Genomic DNA, 16,332 nt, shown 5'->3' on the forward strand with positions numbered 1-16,332 from the left:
GACCCAACGGCGTCTGTGCTAGAATGAGCGCCCATTTTCGACCCGGCAGCGGCCTGTATGGAAGACGTCACGGCGATTCTCGATTCCTTGAACCCCGACCAGCGCGAGGCGGTCAGCGCCCCCCAGGGTAATCTTCTGGTATTGGCCGGTGCAGGCTCGGGCAAGACCCGGGTGCTGGTACATCGCATTGCCTGGTTGATGCAGGCCGAAGGCCTTTCGCCTTATGCGTTGCTGGCGGTGACCTTCACCAACAAGGCCGCCCGCGAGATGCGCACCCGCCTGGAAGTACTTCTCGGCATATCCCTGCGCCATGTATGGGTGGGCACCTTTCACTCCATCGCCCATCGCTTTTTGCGTACTCACTGGCAGGCGGCGCGTCTGCCGCAAAATTTTCAGATCATCGATTCCGACGACCAGCTACGCCTGGTCAAACGGCTGCTCAAGGATTATTCGATCGACGTGGAGAACTTTCCGCCACGCCAGGTGCAGTCGTTCATTTCCGGCTGCAAGGAAGAAGGCCTGCGCGCCCAACAGGTGGACGTTCACGGCGATGCCTATCTGGGCCAGATGGTCGAATTGTACGAACGCTACCAGCTGACCTGTGAGCGGGGTGGGCTGGTCGACTTCGGTGAACTTCTGCTGCGAAGCCTGGAGCTGCTGCGCGATAACCCTACGCTTCTGGCCCACTACCGCGAACGTTTCGGCCATGTGCTGGTGGACGAGTTTCAGGACACCAATACCCTGCAGTACGCCTGGCTCAAGCTGCTTACCGGCCAACAGACGCCGATGACGGTGGTGGGCGACGACGACCAGTCGATCTATGGCTGGCGCGGCGCCAAGGTAGAAAACATCCGCCGCTTCGAGCAGGAATTTCCCGGCACCCATACCGTGCGCCTGGAACAGAATTACCGCTCCACCAGTGCGATTCTGGATGCCGCCAATGCCCTGATCAGCCACAACAGCGAGCGCATGGGCAAGAAGCTGTGGACCGAAGGCGCCCAGGGCGAGCCGATTTCGATCTATGCCGGTTTCAACGACCTGGAAGAAGCGCGTTTCATCGTCGAGACGATCAAGGAAAAAGTCGCCGAAGGTTTCCTGCGCCGCGAGATTGCCATTCTCTACCGTTCCAACGCCCAATCTCGCCTGTTGGAGGAAAGCCTGATCCGCCAAGGGGTGCCTTATCGCATCTATGGCGGCCACCGTTTCTACGAGCGCCTCGAGATCAAGAATGCCCTGGCGTACCTGCGCCTGTTGCTCAACCGCGACGACGATGCCTCGCTGGAGCGAGTGATCAACGTGCCCACCCGGGGTATCGGTACCCGCACGGTGGAAATTCTGCGCTTTCGTGCCCGCACGGAAAATGTCTCGTTATGGCAGGCGCTTCACGATGCCTTGGCCGACGCCACCCTCAAGGGCCGCGCCGCCAATGCCATCCAGGCCTTCGCCAATCTGATCGAACGCCTGGACAACGACTGTGCCGGACTCTCCCTGCATGAAATCATCGATCATGTGATCACCCATACCGGCTTGATCGAACATCACAAGAGCGAGCGCGGTGAGAAAGGCCAGGCCCGGGTGGAAAACCTCGAAGAGCTGGTCACCGCCGGTCGGGCCTTCACCCAGGGCGATATCTTCGAACCACCGGTGGCGGGGGAAGGCATGGCCGCCCTGGAAGCCTTCCTGTCGGAAGCGGCACTCAATGCCGGCGATCATGAAGCCGATGAGTTCGAGGACAGTGTCCAGCTGATGACACTGCATTCGGCGAAAGGCCTGGAGTTTCCCGTGGTGTTCATCGCCGGCGTCGAGGAAGGCTTATTTCCTCACAAGATGTCGCTGGAGGAACCCGGCCGCCTCGAAGAGGAACGACGCCTGTGTTACGTGGGTGTGACCCGCGCCATGCATAAGCTTTACCTGACTCATGCTGAAACGCGCCGCCTGCACGGTAAGGAGATTTTTCCGCGGCCCTCGCGTTTTTTGCGCGAACTTCCCGAGCATCTTTTGGAGGAAGTACGCCTGCGCGGCCAGATCTCTCGGCCGGTCACCGCCTCCCGCCCGTCGCCTTTTGCCCAGCAAGGCGTGGATGGCGGTGATGACTTGCCCAGCCTGCACGTGGGGCAACGGGTCAGCCATCCCCTGTTCGGGGAAGGCGTGATTCTCAATGCCGAAGGCGAAGGGGCGCGAGCGCGGGTTCACGTCAGTTTCGAAGGCGAAGGCGATAAGTGGCTGGTGCTGGGCTTTGCCAAGCTGACGCCTCTTTAAACGGGGCAACCCGCTTGCCCGACAAAACCACCATGACGCATACTGACCGCCGGACATAGGCATGCCACCTTATGCATATGTATAAAAAATCAGACAATTTCCGGAGTCACTCTGCCATGATGCAACGTCGCAATTTCCTCAAGACCGTCGGCATCGGCGCCGCCGGCGTCGCTGCCGCGCCCTTTGTTTCCACTGCCAGTGCCCAGGAAACCATCACCTGGGATATGGTCACTTCCTGGCCCAAGAACTTTCCGGCGCTCGGCACCGGTGCCAATGATTTCGCTGCACGTATCGAAGCGCTTTCAGGCGGACGCATGCGTATTCGCGTACACGGCGCCGGTGAACTGGTGCCTGCGATGGAAGTCTTTGACGCCGTGGCGGCGGGCACCGCTGAAATGGGGCACTCGGCTTCTTATTACTGGCGCGGCAAGGTCGCCGCTTCCCAGTTCTTCACCGCCGTGCCTTTCGGGATGAATACCACCGAAACCAACTCCTGGTTGTACCATGGCGATGGGCAGGATCTGTGGGACATGATCTACGCCAAGCACAACCTCAAACCCTTTGCGGTCGGCAATACCGGTGCCCAGATGGCGGGCTGGTTCAAGAAGGAAATCAACTCGCTCGACGATATGCAGGGACTCAAGCTCCGCCTGCCCGGGCTTGCCGGCGAAGCCATGAACGGCATCGGCGTTACCACCGTGAATATGCCGGGCTCGGAAATATTCACCTCCATGCAGACCGGGGTACTGGATGCTGCCGACTGGGTAGGTCCGTATAATGACCTGGCCTTCGGCCTGCACCAGGTGGCGGATTATTACTATACGTCGGCATGGAACGAACCCAGCGCAATTCTGGAAGGCACCGTCAATCTGGATGCCTGGAACGCCTTACCCGACGATCTCAAGGCGATTGTCACTGAAGCCGCTCGCGCGTCCAACTTGGCAATGATCAGTGAATTTGCCTTCCGCAATGCGCAGGCCCTGGACGCCTTGGTCAACAAACACAACGTCCAGCTGCGCACTTTCCCGGAAGACGTCATGCAGGCCCTGTATGAATCATCGCAGGAGGCGATTCAACAGCAGGTCGAGGCCGACGAGGAATCACGCATGGTCTACGAGTCCTACGCAGCATTCCAGAAGCTGGTGCGTCCGTTCACCGACATAAGTGAATACGCTTACCTGAAAAACCGCGATAACGTCATTTCCTGACACTAGCGAGACAGTCAGTAGAGGCTCCGCCATGGCAGAGCATCCAAGGGCGCCTTCCGGGCGCCCTTATTGGTGGCTCAAGCGTTGTCATCCTGTACAGCGCGAATCCGACCATTATCATCCAGCGCCACCATCACGAAGCGGGCTTCGGTGACTTTCTGGCGTTCGTCCAGGCTGCATCCATGAGGCGGACGCACCCACACTTCTACGTCTATCTTGATTGAACTGCGGCCAATCTCACGTACTGCCGTATAAACACTTACCATTGACCCTGCCCGCACCGGGCTCAGGAAATCCATGGCTTCGATAGCCACCGTTGCGGTACGCCCACCGGCTTTGCGTCCCGCGGCAAGCTCTGCGGCCTGATCCATGTGGCTGACAAGCCAGCCCCCGGAAATATCGCCGTATAAATTGGTATCCTGGCGCGCTGCCAGAAGCTTCAAGGTGAGCTGCCCTTGGGGAGCCGGTGCATCATCCAGATCGGTTTCAAGAACGTTCATGGTCGCTTCGCTTTACAAGGTTATTGTTATAAAAGAGAAAAAGGGTAATCCAAATCGGGCGCGAGACTATCACAACCTCTGGCAACATGGCGTAAAAGTGTGGCGAGACGCCTCTTGGCTCGATTTGCTGCATTGCAGTAAGCTGAGTCTTCAGTAAAGCACAGGATCCAGATGTGGTGAAGACCTTCCATCCCACACGGCTAGTGCTCGATGTATTTATATTGCTCATCTTCTGGGACACCACCCATGCTGAATGCTTCCACCGCCCTGCTTAGGGGAACCCGCCTGGTCTATAGTCGGGGGCTACGCCGTTACGTCTTCATTCCCATCCTGGTCAATCTGCTGGTCTACGTGAGTATGCTGCACTATGTCATCACTCACTTCAGCGGCTGGCTCGAAGGATGGATGGCCATGGTGCCCGCTTGGCTCGACTGGCTATCCTGGCTGATCTGGCCGTTATTCATGCTGAGCCTGGTGGTGGTGGTGTTCTTCACCTTTACCTTGGTCACGCATTTTATCGCCGCCCCTTTTTACGGTTTCCTGGCCGCCAAGGTAGAAATTCAGGCGACCGGGCGTCAGCCTCTGGATGATCGCGGTCTAGCCAGAACGGCCGTGGATGCCTTGGGGCGCGAACTGGTCAAGCTGGCGTATATTTTACCAAGGGCCGTCCTGCTGTTCATTATTAGCTGGATTCCCGGCCTCAACCTGTTCGCCCCCTTGCTCTGGGCACTGTTTTCCGCCTGGGTCATGGCGATCACCTACCTTGACTATCCGATGGATAACAACAAGGTTACCTTCGCCGAGATGCGCAAACGTTTAAACGCCCATTGGTGGCAGAGCCTAAGCTACGGCGGGCTGGTCATCCTGATTACCTGGCTACCCTTGGCCAACCTCTTTCTGATTCCCGGCGCCGTGGCTGGTGCGGTATTGATGTGGGATCGCCATTATCGTGAGCAACGCGACATGGTGACCCAGTAACGCCTTTTTCTGGATGGCAGCGCTATGATGTCGTCTGGCAATTCACTGCTCACTTGCTCAAGCTCACTTACCCAGGACAATTCATGATGCGCTTTTCTCTTGTGACTCTTGTCACCGCAGGCCTGCTCGCCGCGGGTGGCGCGCAGGCTCAGGATGTAAGCCCTGAAGGGCTACATCTGTTGCACCCGTTTGCCACCCCTACGCCACCCAGCGTGCCTCATGGTGCGGCGTACCTGTCCATTAGCGTGGAAGACGATACCCCGGCGGTCCTCGTCGGTGCCCGTACCCCCGTCAGTGAGAGCGTGGAAATACACGACATGAGCATGGACGATGGCATCATGCGCATGCGCCGTATCGAGCAGCTCGAAGTGGAACCCGGCACGACCCAAGTTATGCGCCCCGGCGGCGGCTATCATCTGATGTTGATGAACCTGGTCAGCCCACTCCAGGCAGGCGAGCGCTTTCCGCTGACGCTTGAGTTTGCTCACCGCGGCGATATTGAAGTGGAGGTTGACGTACAGGCCCCACCGGAAGATAGCTCAATGAGTATGGAACACGCTCAGCACTGAGGCATACCAGGCCCGAGCGGTTGTTATGCGCCGCTCGGCCACAGGCTCAGAGCGATGCCGGCAAAGACCAGCAGACCCGACCAGTGGTTGTTCAAGAACGCCTGAAAGCAATGGTCGCGCTGACGATCACGAATCAGGTACTGCTGATAGACAAAGGTCGCCGCCATGGCGGCCAGCCCCAGCCAGAAGAAACCGCCCAGCGCCAGGCGAACACCCACCCAACCCAGCAATAGCAAGGTGACTAACTGCAGTACGCCGATCATCAAGCGATCGGCCCGGCCGAACAGTACCGCCGTCGACTTGATGCCGATTTTCAGGTCGTCCTCACGATCGACCATGGCGTACTGGGTATCGTAAGCCACCGTCCAGGCGACGTTGGCGGCAAACAACAGCCAGGCTTCAAGAGGCACGTGCCCCAGAACGGCGCCGAAGGCCATGGGAATCGCCCAGGAGAACGCCGCCCCCAGAAATGCCTGAGGAAAATGCGTATAGCGCTTCATGAACGGGTAGATGAACGCCAGCACCACCCCTACCAGCGACAGCATGACGGTAAACAGGTTGGTGAACCACACCAGCACGAAGGCCGCCAGCACCAGCATGACGAACAATGCCTGCGCCTCACCTTCTCCGATACGCCCGGTCGCCAGGGGGCGATGCTTGGTGCGTTTGACGTGGCCATCGAAGTGTCGGTCGGCGTAATCATTGATCACGCAACCGGCGGCACGCATCAGATAAACCCCAACGATAAAGATCAGCAATACATCGCGACCTGGAATCCCCTCGGCGGCCACCCACAGCGCCCAGAGCGTCGGCCACATCAAAAGCCAGGTGCCGATCGGGCGATCCAGGCGCATCAGGTGCAAGAAATCGGGCACGCGCGCCAGTCCCAAAGGCCGCAGCAGGGAACGATCCATGATTACCTCGTGAATAAAAACCATTGAGCGTGAATAGAAAAACCCATCGAGAGAGTAGCCTAGCGCGAAGGCAGCGCCAGTTCATCCGCCATTTCGGTCAAAAAATATTCCTGCACCAGTAACGACAGAGCGCCATGGCGAAACACCGAACGCCGTGCCCAAGGGCCTTTTGCCTGAACAAGCTCCGCCTGAGCAAAGCGGGCCGAGTGATTGCTGACCTCCAGGGGGCCGCGCACCAGATCCGGCTGCTGGAACAACCAGCTGCCCAGCGAACGCTCCCCAAGCCGCTCCAGGCGTTGCCCGCGCAATTGGGAAAGCGGCGCCACCGAGCGAGCCACCACCCAAGGCGTCTCGTCCAGGCACAGCGCCACTTCACGCAACCAGGCATGCCGGCCCAGGGGAATTCCCAGCGCCCGAGCCTCATCGGGTAAAGGGCGCCCCACTTCCTGGCGCAGCAGCTTGACGCGAAAAGCTCGTTCTTTGCCCGCTCGGGTCAAGCGTGTGGTCAGCGAATCGGTGGATGCAACCCACTGCCACCAAGCATGACTCATGGCCGGTCGCGCCGCTGCCACCGGACGCCAGACAGGAAAAATAACATCAAGCGTCACTGCGCTCTCCGCAAAAAATAGCCGTGCGCCTAGTGTAACATGGTGGCCAAACAGGTTTTTCAGGTGAAACTATGCACGCTTCCAACCACCCCGTGGTGATAGTCGGCAGTGGTATGGCCGGTGTCGGCCTGGTACGCGCCCTCAGGAAACTGGATACCCAGCGTCCGATCACTTTGGTCAGCCGGGACAGCGGCAGCGAATATTCCAAACCGCTGCTCTCTACCGGTTTCGCCAAAGGGCTTTCGCCTGAAAGCCTCGCAGTACGTTCAGCCACCGACCTCGCGGCACAACTCGATATCAACGTACTCACCCATACCTCGGTCAGCGCGATCGATGTTGCGCGGCGTGAACTGCTTTTCGCCGATAATACGCACCAAGCCTATAGCGACCTGGTGCTGGCCACCGGTGCCGCACCGCGGGTGCCTTTTGTGATTCCTGAAACGCTAACCTCGCGCCTGTTCACGATCAACGACCTTGACGACTACCATCGATTTCACACAGCCCTGAGCCAAATCAACGGTTCAGTGCGGGTGGCGATCATCGGGGCCGGCTTGGTGGGCTGTGAATTCGCCAACGACTTGCATGCCGGTGGGCATCAGGTACGTATTATCGCCCCGGAGGCCGCGCCCTTACCTCGTTTATTGCCACCTCCGTTAGGCAAGGCACTGGGCAGTGCCTTCGTCGAGGCCGGTATTCATCTTGAATTGGGACGCACCATCACCGAGCTGGCCCTCTCCGGCAACGACGTCAGCATTCACCTGGATAATGCGGCCATCGTTACGGCGGATATCGTGCTCATGGCCACCGGCCTTGCACCGCGCAGCGAGCTTGCGCAACGTGCCGGCATCCATGCCGATACCAGCGGCATTCACGTGGATCGTACTCTACAAACCTCCCAGCCCGGGATTTATGCGTTAGGCGATGCAGCCTGCGTGGATAGCCTCAATGCCATGTACGTTCAGCCGCTACAAGCCAGCGCCAAGGCACTGGCAGCCACCCTGAGCGGCACGCCCACCGAGGTAAGTTTCGGCGCCTGGCCGGTCATCGTGAAAACGCCGCTGCTACCGGTAGTTGCCTTGCCACCACTTCAGACGCCTGCGCACTGGCGAATCGAAGGCGAAGAACGCAATTTCAGTGCCTTGGCCGAAGACAAAGACGGACGTTTGATTGGTTTTGCGTTGACAGGCAGCTGCGTGAGAAGGAAAGTGGAGCTTTCCAGAGCGGCACCAGCACTGCTAGGCTGATTTTCGTTACATTCAAGGCTAGGCTGGGTAAGCCTGTTACGCTCGACTTGCTGTTACCGGGTTGTCGTTCCAACGCCTCGTTAGCAACAAGCATTTTATTTAACCACTGCCATCGCTACAACGGAGTCCCCCATGCGCAAACCCGAACTCGCTGCTGCCATTGCCGAAGGTGCCGATCTGTCCAAGGATAAAGCCGGCCAGGTACTTAACGTGATCCTCGACGAAATCACCAACAGTGTCGCCCAGGGCGATGACGTGGCCTTGATCGGCTTTGGTACTTTCACCGTGCGTGAACGTGCCGCTCGTACCGGCAAGAATCCGCAAACCGGCGAGCCATTGCAGATCCCCGCCAGCAAGAACGTAGCGTTCAAGCCCGGCAAAGCGCTCAAGGACGCGGTTTCCTGATGAAGCTGAAACTGACGCTGTGGTTCCTGGGCTTTCTGCTCAAGCGAGCCCTGCGCCGCAAGCCGCGCTTTCGCGAGCAACTTGAGCGCATGCGCGGCCTGGATTGGGGCATTGCTACGGAAGATCTGACGATCGCCCGTTATTACCGCATGACGCCCAGAGGTATTATCACCGGCAAAGGACTGCCGGTGGATCTTGATCTCGAGCTACGCTTCGATGACCAGGACACCGCACTAGAAATTCTCAAGAAACCCACCCAAAAAGCCTTTCTCGATGGCATGATGACAGGCAAGGTCCGCCTAGTCGGCGATTCATCCGACATGACCAAGCTACAGAAACTACTCAAGCACTTGTGAACGTTCAAGCAGTTGTGAATGCTCGAGTCGTCCATACCCGTCCTCAAGGGCTATACGTAAGTGCCACTTAACTAGCATGTCGATTTCGCTCTCATTGTCCTTGCGGCGTCTCTGGACGCTCGACAAGTTCGCCTACAGCCTGCGGGTTTTCCTGGCGTTTAGCGGTATCATCACGCTGGGCTGGGCGTTGGACGAGGCAGCACTGGTGATTCCACTATTTCTGGGGATCAGCGCCAGTGCCCTTTCGGAAACTGACGACAGCTGGCAAGGGCGGCTCCAGGCATTATTGGTGACACTTGGATGCTTTGCGATTGCCTCGCTAAGCGTGCAATGGCTCTACCCTTGGCCCTGGTTATTCGCCCTTGGGTTGGGAGCGGCAACGTTCACTCTGATCATGCTGGGGGCGATTGGGCAACGCTTCGCCACCATCGCCGCCGGCACCCTGATTCTCTCCATCTATTCGATGATCAATATCGAACATCATGGCGGCGTGCCCGAGGAAACTCCCTGGCGTCAGCCATTGCTGCTGCTTGCCGGCGCGGCCTGGTATGGCGTGATTTCGGTAGTGTGGTGTGCGCTGTTCGAACGCCAGCCCCTCAAGCAAAGCATGGCGCGGGTCTATAAGGAACTGGGCAAGTATCTGATCCTCAAATCGGCGCTGCTCGAACCACTCCGCGATGTGGATATCGAAGGGCGACGCCTGGCCCTGGCGCGCCAGAACGGCCAGGTGGTCGAGGCACTCAACCAGGCCAAGGAGATGATCTTTCGCCGTCTCGAAGGCCAGCGCGGTGACCACAAGCTCAACCGTTATCTGCGCATTTACTTCGCCGCCCAGGACATTCACGAACGGGCAAGCTCAACCCACTACCCTTACGCCGCCCTGACCGAAGCCTTTTTTCATCACGACGTTCTGTTTCGCTGCCAGCGGCTGCTCGACCAACAAGGGCTGGCCTGCAAGCGTCTGGGCAAGGCGCTGCTGCTCAACCGCCCTTTCGATCATCGCCAGAGCGAACAAGCCCTCCTGGATCTGCGCGCTTCGATCGACAATCTGCATGCCATGCGTGAGCCACGCTGGCGCGAGCTGCTGTTTCCGCTGGAGGCACTGGCCGATAACCTCGCCACCCTCGAAGAACAGCTGGCCACCGCGCATAACCCCGATGTCAGCGACACCCGACGTAATGAGGGCCTGTTCGACCGTTCACCTTCCAGCCTGAGCGATGCTTGGGAGCGCATTCGGCTGAACCTGACGCTGAGTTCGCCGACCTTCCGCCACGCGCTGCGCCTTTCAATCGCTCTGTTGGCAGGCTACGGCTTGATGCGCCTGATCGATCCCGAACAAGGCTTCTGGATACTGCTGACCACCCTGTTCGTGTGCCGACCTAATTTCGCCGCCACCCGGCGTTTTTTCACTCAACGCATCATCGGCACCGTGCTCGGGCTGGTCGCCGGCTGGGCCTCGATCACGCTGTTTCCCCATCCGCTGGCCCAGAGCTTGATTGCATTGATCGCCGGTGTCGCGTTTTTCGCCAACCGCGAGGAACACTACATCATCGCGACGGCTTCGATCACCCTGCTGGTACTGTGCAGTTTCAATCAGGTAGGCAGCGGTTTCGATCTGATCTGGCCGCGTTTGTTCGACACCCTGCTGGGCGCCGCGATCGCTGGTCTTGCGGTGTTCTTCATCCTTCCCGATTGGCAGGGGCGGCGCCTGTATCGTCAGGCGGCGGATGCCTTGAACGCCAACCGGCGTTATCTGGAAGAGATCATTCATCAATACGAAGCCGGCAAGCAGGATGATCTGGCCTATCGGTTGGCGCGACGTGACGCCCATAACGCCGATGCCGCCCTGTCTACCATGCTCACCAATATGCTGCATGAACCCGGGCATTATCGTAAACACGATGCCGACGACGGCCTTCGTTTTCTGGTGTTGGATCATACCCTGCTGAGTTATCTCTCAGCGCTGGGCGCCCACCGTCATCGTCTTACCCAAGAGGAAGACAAGGCCACCCTGATACCGGTGGCACGGCGCATCGACGAGCTACTGGCGTACTGCGCCGATCAGCTGTTGCATCGTCAACCCATCAGAACGCTGGAAGGAGATGTGGAAACGTTGCTGGTACAGCTGGATGGCGAGCCGCCCCGGACGCCTTCTCCAGACAAGAACCAGGCAGTTGTCGCCTATCGACCGGTGCAGAGCCAACTCCGCTTGATTTGCCGCCAACTGATCCCGCTAAGCGATGCGGCAAATCGCTTGATTCTCAAGCCAGAAGCCAACCCCTCACCCGACCTCGACACCTCTCACACCTGACCGTAGCGCCCTGCTTCCTCTCCCAGCCAGCGGCGAATCAGCACCGGGGCAGCCTCCGGCGCCTGCGCCTGCATTGCCCGGGCCAGCGCGCTCACCTGATCCAGGAGGTCAGCATCGCGTTCCAGGTCGGCGACTTTCATCTGGGCAAGGCCTGTCTGACGGGTACCCAGCACTTCGCCGGGGCCGCGTATTTCCAGGTCCTTTTCGGCGATACGAAAACCATCGGTGGTTTCGCGCATCACCCCTAGCCGCTTGCGGGTACCGTTGGTGAGGGGCGGATGATAAAGCAGCACACAGAAGCTTTCGGTACTTCCCCGGCCCACTCGGCCACGCAACTGATGCAGCTGGGAAAGCCCCAGCCGCTCGGGATTTTCGATGATCATCAAGCTGGCATTGGGCACGTCCACCCCCACTTCGATCACGGTGGTCGCCACCAGCAGATCCACCTCGCCCACCTTGAACGCTTCCATCACCGCGGCTTTTTCGGCCGCCTTCATGCGCCCATGCACCAAGCCGATGACAAGCTCGGGAAGGCCCTGGGTCAGTTCCTCAAGCGTGGCTTCCGCAGCCTGGCATTGCAGAACCTCGGATTCTTCGATCAGGGTACACACCCAGTACGCCTGGCGACCTTCGCTGCAAGCGTTGCGAATGCGCTCGACCACGTCAGGGCGGCGTTCATCCGGCACCACCACGGTTTTGACCGGGGTACGCCCCGGCGGTAGTTCATCGATCACCGAGACATCCAGATCGGCGTAGGCGCTCATCGCCAGGGTGCGCGGAATGGGCGTGGCGGTCATGATCAATTGATGCGGCGTCAGCCCCCCGGCTTCACCCTTTTCGCGCAACGCCAGGCGCTGGTGAACGCCGAAGCGGTGTTGCTCGTCGATAATCGCCAGACCCAGACGGTGGAAATGCACATCGCCCTGAAACAACGCATGGGTGCCCACCACCATTCGGGCGCGCCCGTCGGCAATCGCCGCCTTGGCGTCCAGCCGCGCCTTGCCCTTGAGCTTGCCGGCAAGCCAGGCAACGTCGATCCCCAGGGGCTCGAACCAGGCACAAAAGTTGCGGTAATGCTGCTCGGCGAGAATTTCCGTGGGGGCCATGATCGCCGCCTGGCAGTTGCCTGACAGCGCGGAAAGCGCCGCCATCGCCGCCACCACGGTCTTGCCCGACCCCACATCGCCTTGCACCAGGCGCAGCATGGGCGCAGGACATGCCAGGTCATGGGCGATTTCATCCAGGACGCGACGCTGGGCACCGGTCAGCGAAAAAGGCAATTGCGTCAGAAAGCGCGCCTGAAGATTACGCCCCGACGGCAATACCGGGGCGCCATCCGCCTGGATACGCCGCCTTACCTCTCGCAGGCTGAGTTGATGGGCCAGCAACTCTTCCAGTGCCAGGCGCCGGGTCGCGGGGTGATGGCCGCTGGCGAGTCTCGAAAGGTCGGTATCCGGCGGCGGCTGATGCAGAAGATGCAAACATCGCTGCAGTTCAGGCAGGCGAAAACGCTCGCGAAGCGGCTCGGGAATCATGTCCGGCAAGGCCTGAGGCTCAGCTTCCAGCAGTGCCAATGCTTGTTGAACCAAGGCCCGCAACCGTGGTTGATTCAATCCTTCGGTGGTGGGATAGACCGGCGTGAAATATTCCTCCACCGGCGGTTCGGCATTGCCCGTCAGGCGATATTCCGGGTGATACATTTCCAGCCCCGTGGCACCGGCGCGGGCTTCACCGAAGGCCCGCACCTGAGCACCCGGGCGCAACTGCTGCTGCTGGGCGGGGGAAAAGTGAAAGAACCGCAGACTGAGAATACCGGCGCCATCGCGCAGGCGCACCAGGAGGCTGCGCCTGCGCCCCTTGACCACATCGCAGGCGGTCACCTCCCCTTCCACCACCGCCTCCTGCCCGGCCTTCAACATACCGATTGGCGTAATACGCGTACGGTCCTGATAACGCAGCGGCAGATGAAACAGCAGGTCGGCGACCGTTTCCAGGCGCAGGCGCGCCAGTTTCAGCGCCAGGGCGTCACCAACGCCCTTGAGTGAGGTGACCGGCGCCTGAAGGGAATTCATGCCAGCGCCGAGGTGGTGGTCTTTTTGGGTTGACGACAATGCGCAATCGCATTGGCCAAGGCATCAATGGCCTTGGGCCGGGGAAAGCTCGCTCGCCAGGCGATCGCCACGGTACGCGACGGTGAAGGCTCGGCAAACGGCCGGCTCACCAGCATGGCGTTTTCATACTGCTCGGTGCCCAATGCCGATTGCGGCAGCACGGTAATACCCAGACCGGAGGCCACCATATGGCGAATGGTTTCAAGCGATCCCCCTTCGGCAATCAGGGTGTTGGTGGGGCTATTGAGCTTTTGGGTAATCGCCGGACAGGCCTCGAGTATCTGATCGCGAAAGCAATGACCCTCTCCCAGCAACAACAGGCGATCTTCCAGCAGGTTTTCCTTGTTAATGGTCTGGCGTTCCACCCAGCGATGATTGGCAGGCATCAGCACTTCGAAAGTTTCATCGTAAATCGGCTTGGTCACCACATCGGTCTCGGTGAACGGCAAGGCAATGATGATCACATCCAGCTCGCCACTTCTCAGCTTGCGCCGCAGGTTTCCGGTCATGCCTTCTTCGATGTAAAGCGGCATTTGCGGAGCGGCTCTGGCCAGCGCCGGGATCAAATGGGGGAAAAGATACGGGCCGATGGTATAAATCGCACCGATGCGCAGCGGGTTGGCCAGTTGGTCCTTGCCCGCACTGGCCAGCTCATAGATGGCGCTGCTTTCCTCCAGCACCCGTTGCGCCTGAATAATGATTTTTTCACCCAAAGGGGTGACTTGCACCGTGGACTTGGAACGCTCAAAAAGCGGGGTGCCCAGCTCTTCTTCAAGCTTTTTCACCGCCACCGACAGGGTAGGCTGCGAGACATGACAACGTTCCGCCGCACGGCCGAAATGCTGTTCTTGAGCTAAGGTTACGATATAGCGGAGTTCTGTTAGAGTCATAGCAGTGCCAAATGGCGTCCTCGCTTAGCAAGCACCGACGTTAGCAGGTCAAGCCTGATGAAGACATGATGTCTGATACAGACTTTGCATCTGATAGGGAATATTTATCAAGGGAGCAAGTAAGGTGAAGCTAACCACATTAATTATCGGCTGTGGCGATATCGGTACCCACTTGGGTAAACAACTGGTGGCGCAAGGCCATCGCGTCATCGGGGTACGCCGTAATACCCAAGCCTTGCAGAAGACCGGGATCAAGCCCCTAGCGCTGGATCTCGATGCGCTGGATACCAGCAAGCCCACCGCCTTGCCCCACGCCGATTATGTGATTTACGCCGTGAGTGCCGACCGCTTCGAGGAAAGCGCTTATCAGAGCGCCTATCCAGAAGGGTTGAAACGCGTCCTCTCCATCCTCGAGCAACAGGCTACGCCACCTAAGCGCGTGTTCTTCGTCTCCTCGACCAGTGTTTACGGCCAGCAGGAAGGCGAAGTGGTCAACGAGGAGAGCCCCACGGACCCCACCAGCTTTTCCGGCAACTTGATGTGTCAGGCCGAGCAGGCCTTGTTGAACCATTCGTTGCCCGGCACGGTGGTGCGCTTTTCCGGGATTTACGGGCCGGGTCGTGACCGTTTGATTCATCAGGTAGCGGAAGGCCGGCTCTCGCCGGTCACGCCGGTGATCTACTCCAACCGTATTCATCGCGACGACTGCGCCGGTATTCTCGCGCACTTGATCGAGCGCCAGGAAAACCACCAGGATGTGGCCTCGCTTTATCTGGGCAGTGACAACGAGCCCGTTACCCTGCACAACGTCATGCTCTGGCTGGCGCAACAACTCAAGGTGGAAGCGTCCGACACCATGCAGTCGCCCTTGCGTCGGCGAGTCAGCAAGCGCTGTGACAACCGCCGTATTCGTGAATCCGGTTATACATTCAGCTACCCGACGTTTCGCGAAGGCTATCGCCAGGTGCTTGAGAAAGGCGATTTCCTGACTTCCGAAAAAGCCTGACGACAGCCCAACGCCACTCAATCAATAGTCGATTTCGAGTGGGCCAGGGTCGAATAGCAAGCGCCCCGTTCATCGGTAACCGAGTGCACAAGCTCAAGCCGGTGATAGTGCCACTCAAGCTCGAATTCGGGCAGTGGCGTGGTTTCCAGAGAGTTGGCTCGCCGCAACAGTGTGACATGCGGTAGATAGTCGACGGGACGTCCTTGGATACCGCGGCTTTCAAGCGCATCCCATAGCCGTTGGTGCAAGTGTGTCAACGCAGAATCAGGGCGTTGGCCACCCACCCAAACAATGCGAGGCCCTCGAAAGCTGCCCCAACTGTCCAGACGCCAGCGGCCCGGTTCAATCGAAAGTCCCTGAACCCAGAACCCAAGTTCCACAGCGCGTGCCTTTTCCACCTCACCGATAAAAGCCAGCGTAAGGTGCATACTCGGCTCAGGAATACGCCGCCCGCCGCAACGGGCGTGGGCGATACCGGCAAGTTGCTTGAACCGCTTACGCAGCTCGGGCGGAGGCACCAAGGCCAGAAACAGTCGCATCCTGATTAGTCACCGATGACCATGACGGCTTCCGCCTCAACCTGGCTGCCCTTGGGCAGTGCCTTGATGCCCACCGCCGCACGCGCCGGAAAAGGTGAGGAGAAAAACTCCTCCATAACGCGATTGACGATGGCGAAGTTGTCCAGATCGACCAGATAGAGGTTGAGCTTGACGATGTCACTCAATGAACCGGCGGCTTCTTCACAGACCGCCTGCATATTCATGAACACTTGACGTGCCTGAGCTTCGAAGTCCTCGGAAACCAGTTCCATCGTGGCGGGATCAAGCGGAATCTGGCCAGACAGATAGACGGTGTTACCGGCCTTGATGGCCTGAGAATAAGGACCAATGGCCGCAGGGGCTTTGGCAGTATTGATAACAGCCTTGTTGCTCATGTTAACTCCTTGAAAGTCTTTGAGAAGGTCTTTGAAATA

At 59.0% G+C, this 16,332-nt stretch carries 16 protein-coding genes; 9 read left to right on the forward strand and 7 right to left on the reverse strand.

Features of this window, described 5'->3' with window-relative positions:
• Positions 1-57: 57 nt before the first annotated feature.
• Together uvrD and GPM19_RS07690 are read left to right on the forward strand one after the other, a co-directional pair.
• Positions 58-2,259 carry a DNA helicase II gene (uvrD, locus tag GPM19_RS07685; RefSeq protein ID WP_160418451.1) on the forward strand — a complete coding sequence of 734 codons (2,202 nt, stop codon included), beginning with the start codon at positions 58-60 and terminating at the stop codon, positions 2,257-2,259.
• Positions 2,260-2,378: 119 nt separating this feature from the next.
• The gene (locus tag GPM19_RS07690; RefSeq protein WP_160418500.1) at positions 2,379-3,467 is read left to right on the forward strand and encodes a TRAP transporter substrate-binding protein; all 1,089 of its coding nucleotides are present in this window, start codon (positions 2,379-2,381) and stop codon (positions 3,465-3,467) included.
• A gap of 77 nt (positions 3,468-3,544) precedes the next feature.
• Here GPM19_RS07690 and GPM19_RS07695 read toward each other — a convergent pair whose 3' ends face one another.
• Entirely contained in the window at positions 3,545-3,967 is a 423-nt protein-coding gene (locus GPM19_RS07695) for an acyl-CoA thioesterase (RefSeq protein ID WP_160418452.1), read from the reverse strand.
• 246 nt (positions 3,968-4,213) lie between these two features.
• Between GPM19_RS07695 and cysZ the strand changes: the two genes are divergently transcribed.
• Together cysZ and GPM19_RS07705 are read left to right on the forward strand one after the other, a co-directional pair.
• Positions 4,214-4,945, forward strand: a complete 732-nt coding sequence (gene cysZ, locus GPM19_RS07700) for a sulfate transporter CysZ (protein WP_160418453.1) — start codon at positions 4,214-4,216, stop codon at positions 4,943-4,945.
• 83 nt (positions 4,946-5,028) lie between these two features.
• Positions 5,029-5,514: a copper chaperone PCu(A)C gene (locus GPM19_RS07705; RefSeq protein WP_227842248.1), complete on the forward strand. Its 486-nt coding sequence runs from the start codon at positions 5,029-5,031 to the stop codon at positions 5,512-5,514.
• 23 nt (positions 5,515-5,537) lie between these two features.
• On the opposite strand, the gene ubiA is transcribed toward GPM19_RS07705, so the two are convergent.
• Together ubiA and GPM19_RS07715 are read right to left on the reverse strand one after the other, a co-directional pair.
• Entirely contained in the window at positions 5,538-6,428 is an 891-nt protein-coding gene (ubiA, locus tag GPM19_RS07710; RefSeq protein WP_160418454.1) for a 4-hydroxybenzoate octaprenyltransferase, read from the reverse strand.
• 59 nt (positions 6,429-6,487) lie between these two features.
• Complete coding sequence (locus GPM19_RS07715; protein WP_160418502.1) at positions 6,488-6,979, reverse strand: chorismate--pyruvate lyase family protein; 492 nt, start codon at positions 6,977-6,979, stop codon at positions 6,488-6,490.
• Positions 6,980-7,107: 128 nt separating this feature from the next.
• Here GPM19_RS07715 and GPM19_RS07720 point away from each other — a divergent pair, with 128 nt between their 5' ends.
• The 4 genes from GPM19_RS07720 (at position 7,108) to yccS (ending at position 11,352) form a co-directional block, all read left to right on the forward strand.
• The gene (locus GPM19_RS07720) at positions 7,108-8,280 is read left to right on the forward strand and encodes an NAD(P)/FAD-dependent oxidoreductase (protein ID WP_160418455.1); all 1,173 of its coding nucleotides are present in this window, start codon (positions 7,108-7,110) and stop codon (positions 8,278-8,280) included.
• 132 nt (positions 8,281-8,412) lie between these two features.
• Complete coding sequence (locus tag GPM19_RS07725) at positions 8,413-8,685, forward strand: HU family DNA-binding protein (RefSeq protein ID WP_114485402.1); 273 nt, start codon at positions 8,413-8,415, stop codon at positions 8,683-8,685.
• Complete coding sequence (locus GPM19_RS07730; protein ID WP_160418456.1) at positions 8,685-9,041, forward strand: hypothetical protein; 357 nt, start codon at positions 8,685-8,687, stop codon at positions 9,039-9,041. Before GPM19_RS07725 ends, GPM19_RS07730 begins: the two co-directional genes overlap by 1 nt.
• A gap of 76 nt (positions 9,042-9,117) precedes the next feature.
• Positions 9,118-11,352: a YccS family putative transporter gene (gene yccS, locus GPM19_RS07735; protein WP_202114740.1), complete on the forward strand. Its 2,235-nt coding sequence runs from the start codon at positions 9,118-9,120 to the stop codon at positions 11,350-11,352.
• Here the strand turns inward: yccS and recG are convergent.
• Together recG and GPM19_RS07745 are read right to left on the reverse strand one after the other, a co-directional pair.
• On the reverse strand, positions 11,343-13,424 hold the full coding sequence (gene recG / locus GPM19_RS07740; protein WP_160418457.1) for an ATP-dependent DNA helicase RecG: 2,082 nt from the start codon (positions 13,422-13,424) through the stop codon (positions 11,343-11,345). The two genes, yccS and recG, sit on opposite strands and share 10 nt — an antisense overlap.
• A complete protein-coding gene (locus GPM19_RS07745; protein WP_160418458.1) occupies positions 13,421-14,353 on the reverse strand; it encodes a hydrogen peroxide-inducible genes activator in 933 nt (310 codons plus the stop codon). Before GPM19_RS07745 ends, recG begins: the two co-directional genes overlap by 4 nt.
• 124 nt (positions 14,354-14,477) lie before the next feature.
• On the opposite strand from GPM19_RS07745, the gene GPM19_RS07750 reads away from it, so the two are divergent.
• Positions 14,478-15,359, forward strand: coding sequence for an SDR family oxidoreductase (locus GPM19_RS07750; RefSeq protein ID WP_160418459.1), 882 nt, complete (start codon positions 14,478-14,480; stop codon positions 15,357-15,359).
• Positions 15,360-15,376: 17 nt separating this feature from the next.
• Here the strand turns inward: GPM19_RS07750 and thpR are convergent, their stop codons facing one another.
• Both thpR and GPM19_RS07760 read right to left on the reverse strand, forming a co-directional pair.
• Entirely contained in the window at positions 15,377-15,898 is a 522-nt protein-coding gene (gene thpR / locus GPM19_RS07755) for an RNA 2',3'-cyclic phosphodiesterase (protein ID WP_160418460.1), read from the reverse strand.
• A gap of 5 nt (positions 15,899-15,903) precedes the next feature.
• Positions 15,904-16,293, reverse strand: a complete 390-nt coding sequence (locus GPM19_RS07760) for a RidA family protein (protein ID WP_160418461.1) — start codon at positions 16,291-16,293, stop codon at positions 15,904-15,906.
• Between the last annotated feature and the right edge of the window lie 39 nt (positions 16,294-16,332).

Origin of the sequence: Vreelandella zhuhanensis (genome assembly GCF_009793355.1) — a bacterium.
Classification (GTDB): Bacteria; Pseudomonadota; Gammaproteobacteria; order Pseudomonadales; family Halomonadaceae; genus Vreelandella; species Vreelandella zhuhanensis.